The organism is Caballeronia sp. (assembly GCF_028292365.1).
In the GTDB taxonomy this organism is placed as follows: Bacteria; Pseudomonadota; Gammaproteobacteria; order Burkholderiales; family Burkholderiaceae; genus Caballeronia.
In genome coordinates this window covers 1-6,183 of the sequence record NZ_JAQGMM010000117.1, presented here as the reverse complement: position 1 = coordinate 6,183, position 6,183 = coordinate 1, and the positions used below count along the sequence as shown (strand labels likewise).

The following is a 6,183-nucleotide window of genomic DNA, read 5'->3' as shown; positions in this document are numbered from 1 at the left end:
AGCCGCCTTGCTCACGGCAAGGTAGTCTTCCTTTGGATGATCGCGCTGGTTGGGAGCGGGCTGCGGCCCGCTTTTTCTTGCGCAGAGCTTGCAGGAAAAACGGTCGAATCAGTAATTCATAAAAAATCGGTACATACCCGGTAAGGTTGGGGGGCCTTCTGAGCAGTCCAGAAGGAAAAAATTGCGGCTATGTAATGAAAACCTCCAAAAAAGTGTCTGAAACTCTCCAAAAAAGTCCCCAAAAAGTTCCATCAGGGGCTTGACTATCTATCTTCTAGTAGATAAATTAGCGCTATGGATGGCGATGAGCCGGTAAGGATGCGTCGGCGACGATATGGATTGCAACTACGACGCAAGACGAACCGAGCAACGTGCTTCAGATTTGCGCGGCGGGTCGGTGTGAGCCGGTTGGACGGTCACTCTGCCAACGAGGCAGCACGAGCGCAACAAACCCTGTGGAAGTAGTGAGCCAGAACCGAAATGAATACCGACAAAACCCCCGATAAAAATACCGTACGCGAGCAATTGCTCGATCACGCCCAGGTTTTGCTGATGACTCGCGGCTATAACGGTTTCAGTTATCGGGACCTGTCGACACTGGTTGGCGTGAAGACTTCGAGCATTCACTATTATTTTCCGTCGAAGGAAGATCTGGTGCTCGAAGCGGTGAATACGTACAGCGCGGACGTGATGTCGTCTATTTACGCCATCGATAGCTCTGCCTCCGCCGAGAAAAAGCTCGACCGGTATGTAAAGCTGTTCGGCAAAATCGTGGGTGAGGGCGATCAGGTTTGTCTTTGCGGAATGCTTGCCGCTGATATTGAATCGCTCCCCGAAGGTGTTCGCCACGCGGTCCAGGCATTTTTTAAAGCCAACGAAACCTGGCTGGCAAAAGTGCTGGCCGAGGGCGAGAAGCAACAAACCCTTAGGGTGAACGGAAAGCCAGACGTGACGGCGCGCGCGTTGTTCGCGGCGTATCAGGGAAGCCTGCTGGCCTGCCGGTTATTTCACACGAAGGTGCGGTTGGATGAAGTCACTCAAACTGTGAAACGTTAATTCACGATGTGAATGAAAACGCAGTACTTGGCGCTGGGTTATTCGAAAGAATTGAGTCCGACGCGAAGGGCGATCGAATAGTGAGGCAGGTGAAGCGCAGAGCGTTCAAAAGAGCGCGTTTGCGTTCGCTCTGCCGGCATCATTGTTAATAATGAATTTGCGTGTTGCAAAATTAGCATTTATCAAGTCGTCTATCTTCAAGTAGGTAGATTTTGATTGCCGATTTTATGTGTTCTTAAGTTATTTGGAAGTTATTTTTACCGTCATCAAAATGTGTTGAAGAAGCCTGTTCAGAAGGGGCGGCATGACGCATCAATGATGAATTGGCTGCGACCGTTTACTTTTTAGCCGATCAGGCCGACTTGGACTGCGTTTGGGAGTGGCACGGCTAATTGGTTGAACGCTTGTCGGGTGCTGGCAAGCGGTCGTTCGCGTCAGTTTTGTCGTCTCCGTTGCAGCCAGTGCAGGAGCTAGCAAAAAGGTTAGCTAATGTTCGCCAATGTCCGCCCACTTATTCAGTTATCTATCTATGAGTAGATTCAAATCTTGACCTTTGTTTTTTGTTTTTTGTACTTCGTTTTCAGCATTCCGTGTTTCAGCCGTTGCGTCGCATGTCTCCGGCAGCCAGTAGCCGTCTTATTCAACCGCAGCAACCCGGTTCTCGCATCGGGCCCTAAACCACCGTACTTTCACTAACAGGAATAGAACCATGTACAAGCTCAAGTCTTTCGCCATCGCCTCCGCTGTTGCTGCATTGCTTGGAGCCAGCGCGGCCGCGCAAGCCGCTCCGGTGCTCGAACCCGCTACGCAGCAGTTTATCGACGCGCTCACGGCGCAAAAAGGTCCGCCGATCTACACCCTTTCTCCCGCCGATGCCCGCAACGTCCTTGCCGGCGCTCAATCGCAGCCGGTATCGAAGGAAGCCGCGCAGGTTGAAGACCGCGTGATCGAGGCAGGTCCGACGGGCAAGATCGCGATCCGGATCGTACGTCCCGCTCATGCTAAGGGCGTGCTTCCCGTGATCATGTATTTCCACGGTGGCGGTTGGGTGCTGGGCGACAAGAATACGCACGACCGCCTGATCCGCGAGATCGCGAACGGTGCGCAGGCCGCGGTGGTCTTCGTGGATTACGATCGATCGCCGGAGACGAAATTCCCCGTTCCGGTGCAACAGGCCTACGCCGCCACGCGCTACGTGGCTGAGCATGCAAAGCAGTTCAACGTCGATGCGACGCGTATGGCCGTAGCGGGAGATAGCGTCGGCGGCAATATGGCGGCGGCCGTCACGTTGATGGCGAAGGAGCAGGGCGGCCCGGCGCTGCGTTACCAGGTGTTGTTCTACCCGGTCACCGATGCGAATTTCGACGACGGCTCGTACAACGAATTCGCCGATGGCCCGTGGCTCACCAAAAACGCGATGAAATGGTTCTGGGATGCGTACGCGCCCAACGCCGCCGATCGGGAAAAAATCACGGCGTCGCCGCTGCGCGCATCGCTTGATCAGTTGAAGGGGTTGCCGCCCGCGCTCGTGATCACTGACGAAAACGACGTGCTGCGGGATGAAGGCGAAGCGTATGCGCGCAAGCTTTCTCAGGCTGGCGTCCGGGTGACGGCGGTGCGTTATGCCGGCACGATCCACGACTTCGTGATGCTGAATGCGCTGGCCAATACCCCGGCCACGCGTGCTGCGATCGATCAGGCGAATACCGTCCTGAAGAAGGCGCTGGCGAAATAAGCGGGTACGCACGCCGGGCAAACCGCCGCGGCACGAAAAAGCCCCACGCGCGTGGGGCTTTTTCAATCATTCCCGAAAGCTGCGACCGACGTCTCAACAAGCGTCAGTCGGCAAGGTATCGATGAAGGACTGGCGCAGCGACAAACGCTGAACATGCTTGTCCAGATTGGGATACTCCTCGCGCCAGTTCACGTCGGGCATCCGGAAATCGAGATATCCGAGCGCGCAACCGCAAGCGATATCGGCGAGCGTGAAGTGATTCGCCGAACACCAGTTCTTGGCGGCGAGCCCTTTCGACATGGCCTTCAGGCCATCGTCAATCTTGCGCTGCTGGCGCGCCACCCACGCCTCATTGCGTTGGCCTTCCTCGCGCTGGGTGGTTTCCAGGCGAATCAGGACGGCCGCGTCGAGCATGCCGTCGGCGAGGGCTTCCCAGCATCGCACTTCCGTGCGCTCACGGCGTTCTTGCGGCAGCAGTTTGCCGACCGGCGTGAGCGTGTCGACGTATTCGCAGATCACGCGCGAATCGAAAACGGCTTCGCCATCGTCCAGAATCAGGCACGGCACTTTGCCGAGCGGATTGAAGCTATGGATTTTCGAATCGGATGCCCAGACGTTTTCGAGCACCAGTTCGCAGTCGATTTTCTTTTCTGCCATCACAATCCGCGTCTTTCGGACGTACGGGCTGTTGAGCGAACCGATCAGTTTCATCATCTGTGTTGTCGTTTCTGCAAAGAGTAGTCACGGAGATGGATCTTAACCGCCCGGACGCGCGCCGACTGTAAATTTGGGATGGCGGCGTTGTGGTCGGGCGACAAAAAACCGGTGCACCTTTCGGTGCAACCGGGTTGCAGTCTCGGGGCCCGAGGTTGTGCCCATGACAGATGCTTCAGTTTATGCGCCGCGTCGTCCAGCGACGGTGCGCAAAACCATGTCAGCCATGCTCACTGGGCCGGCGCGGCGTTTGCGGACATCGCGGTGGGCGGACACGGAAGCACCGCTGGCGCGCGAGTCGGCACTTTTCCGGCCTTGCCAGCCGTAGCGGAAGCCGACATAGGAACCTGCACCGAACTCACCGTACGAATCCCGGCGGAAATCTCGCTGGCGAGCTGATCGACCGCTCGCCGATGCCCCGCCACCAGCGCGTCATATCCTGCATCGACAGTTTGTTCGGCCTGCGTCCGGCACGTCAGGACAGCCTGATTGCTCACGCCGCGCACGCTCCAGACGGCGTCGATGAACGCGCGCCGGCCCGGCGACGACTCAAAACTCTGAACATTCACCTTCACGCGATACACCGGTACGCCGTCGGGATGCGGCGTGCCGTAAACGTCAATGGCGCCCAGCTGTTGCGATAAATCCGCCGACAGCGCGCGCCGGACTTCGTCGGCGGGAAGGGACGCCCAGCGCTCGTCCTCGAGCACCCGGACTTGCGCCGAGCCGTCCTGCACGACCATCTGGTTCTTCGCGACTTGCGGCGGCATGTCCACTGGCGACACTTCCAGATAGAACGAAGCGGGCGCTCCCGTTCTCGTCGCTGGCGCGTTGCCGCCGAGCGTATAAAAGCGGCTAGCCGGCGAACTGCTGCACGCGGCGAGCGCGGCGACCAGACCTATCGCCGACACCCCGCCGACGGCCTTCAATATTCTGGCCAAGCTCATGGCTTATCTCCTGGTTTCCCGCGCACGAGCGATTCCGGATGACGTTCCAGATAATCGGAGAGCGCGTTGAGCGATTGCAGTGTCCGCGTGAGTTCCTGCAACGCCTGATGAACATCCGACTGCAGCGGCGAGTCCTGCTGCAGCGTGCTTTGCGCCTCGTTGAAGGTTTTCCGCGCGGCGGTGAGCGTGTCGCGCGCTTCCGGCACAACCTGCGTACCGAGCTGGTTAAACAGGCCGTTCGCGTTCTTCAGCGCGCTGTTCAGGTTGTTGCCAATGTCGTCGAACGGGATCTTGTCCAGTTTCTTCGCGATATCCGCCACCTGCAGTTGCAACTCGTCGAGCGTATTGGGCACGGTCGGCAACTCGAGCGGATCAGCTGTGGGGTCCACCGTGGCCTTGGCCGCTTTCGGGAAGACATCGAGCGCGATATAAAGCTGCCCGGTCAACAGGTTGCCGGTACGCAACTGTCCGCGCAAACCGTTCGACACCAGTTTCTGGAGCAGTTCCTGTCCGGCGACGGTGTTCTGACGTGGCACCGAGTCCCTGAAGCGCTTACCCAGCCGTTCCGGATAGATATTCATGGTCACCGGCATCTGGAAGCTGCGCGATTTCGGCTCGTATTCAATTCCGATGGCCGTCACGCTGCCAAGCAGGATGCCGCGGAAATCGATTGGCGCACCCACCGACAAGCCTCGCAGTGACTGGTTGAAATTCATGACCACGCGGATTGGCTGGCCGTCCGGATCGCGCATGGCGTCCTGTTCGTCCGAACCAAGGCGGAAGGTCATGTTGTCCGGCGCCTGCTGACCGGGCTCCTGATTTGGCGGTGTCTGGAAGGCAATCCCCCCGAGCACGACGGTCGCAAGCGACTGCGTGTTCAGCTTGAAACCGCTGGCATCCAGCCGCAGGTCAACGCCGCTTGCGTGCCACCAGCGCGAATTCGTGCCAACGTATTGATCGTACGGCGCGTTCACGAACACCTGCATGGTGACGCCCGTGCCGTCCTTGTCCAGCGAGAAACCGACAACTTGCCCGACCTGCACGCGCCGGTAATAGATAGGCGAGCCTATATCGATGGAACCCAGCGACTCACCGCGCAAGGTGAACTGCCGTCCTTTTTGATCGCCGGTCACCGCGGGCGGGGTTTCGAGCCCGACAAAATGCGTTTCGTCCTCTTTCGATTTCCCCGCATCCACGCCGATATACGCACCCGACAACAACGTGCCGAGCCCGGTCACGCCGCTGGCGGCCACGCGTGGGCGCACCACCCAGAAGCGCGTGTCTTTCACCGCGAAGTCCTCGGCGACCTTGGTCAACTGGACGTCCACAAGCACGCGCGAGTGGTCTTTCGACAGCGTGATCTCCTTGACCGTGCCGACATCGACGTCCTTGTATTTCACCTTGGTCTTGCCGGTCTCCAGGCCTTCGGCGCTCACGAAGCTGATAGTAATTGTCGGTCCGCGTCCCGACACCGATTTCACCACCAGCGCAATGCCGATCAGTGCGGCGATCAGCGGAATCACCCAGACGAGCGATGGTATCCAGCGGCTGCGCGGCTCGATGACCGGCTCAGGGAGATTGGGCGGCAAGCCACCACCGCCGCCCGCGTTTCGCGACGGCTCGTTCGGGCCTTTGACGGTGTTGTTCGAAGGACCTTGCGGGCTAGTCATGTTTCTTTCCTGAAGGTTCGATGTGATCCCACATCAGTCGCGGGTCGAATTGCATGGAGGC

At 58.5% G+C, this 6,183-nt stretch carries 5 protein-coding genes; 2 read left to right on the top strand and 3 right to left on the bottom strand.

Annotated features, from left to right (window positions below; translation table 11 throughout):
- Nucleotides 1-480: 480 nt before the first annotated feature.
- A complete protein-coding gene (locus tag JWR14_RS07300) occupies nucleotides 481-1,056 on the top strand; it encodes a TetR/AcrR family transcriptional regulator (protein WP_299703760.1) in 576 nt (191 codons plus the stop codon).
- A gap of 709 nt (nucleotides 1,057-1,765) precedes the next feature.
- A complete protein-coding gene (locus JWR14_RS07295) occupies nucleotides 1,766-2,791 on the top strand; it encodes an alpha/beta hydrolase fold domain-containing protein (RefSeq protein WP_299703757.1) in 1,026 nt (341 codons plus the stop codon).
- Nucleotides 2,792-2,884: 93 nt separating this feature from the next.
- Here the strand turns inward: JWR14_RS07295 and JWR14_RS07290 are convergent, their stop codons facing one another.
- The 3 genes from JWR14_RS07290 to JWR14_RS07280 form a co-directional block, all read right to left on the bottom strand.
- Nucleotides 2,885-3,505 (bottom strand): glutathione S-transferase C-terminal domain-containing protein, encoded by a 621-nt coding sequence (locus tag JWR14_RS07290; RefSeq protein ID WP_299703754.1) that lies wholly within the window; start codon nucleotides 3,503-3,505, stop codon nucleotides 2,885-2,887.
- Between the two features lie 230 nt (nucleotides 3,506-3,735).
- Nucleotides 3,736-4,452, bottom strand: coding sequence for a PqiC family protein (locus JWR14_RS07285; protein WP_299703751.1), 717 nt, complete (start codon nucleotides 4,450-4,452; stop codon nucleotides 3,736-3,738).
- On the bottom strand, nucleotides 4,449-6,122 hold the full coding sequence (locus JWR14_RS07280) for an MlaD family protein (RefSeq protein WP_299703748.1): 1,674 nt from the start codon (nucleotides 6,120-6,122) through the stop codon (nucleotides 4,449-4,451). Before JWR14_RS07280 ends, JWR14_RS07285 begins: the two co-directional genes overlap by 4 nt.
- Between the last annotated feature and the right edge of the window lie 61 nt (nucleotides 6,123-6,183).

Coding starts and splice junctions, on each gene's coding strand:
- JWR14_RS07300 (WP_299703760.1), top strand. CDS start 481: ATGAATACCGACAAAACCCCCGATAAAAATACCGTACGCGAGCAATTG.
- JWR14_RS07295 (WP_299703757.1), top strand. CDS start 1,766: ATGTACAAGCTCAAGTCTTTCGCCATCGCCTCCGCTGTTGCTGCATTG.
- JWR14_RS07290 (WP_299703754.1), bottom strand. CDS start 3,505: ATGATGAAACTGATCGGTTCGCTCAACAGCCCGTACGTCCGAAAGACG.
- JWR14_RS07285 (WP_299703751.1), bottom strand. CDS start 4,452: ATGAGCTTGGCCAGAATATTGAAGGCCGTCGGCGGGGTGTCGGCGATA.
- JWR14_RS07280 (WP_299703748.1), bottom strand. CDS start 6,122: ATGACTAGCCCGCAAGGTCCTTCGAACAACACCGTCAAAGGCCCGAAC.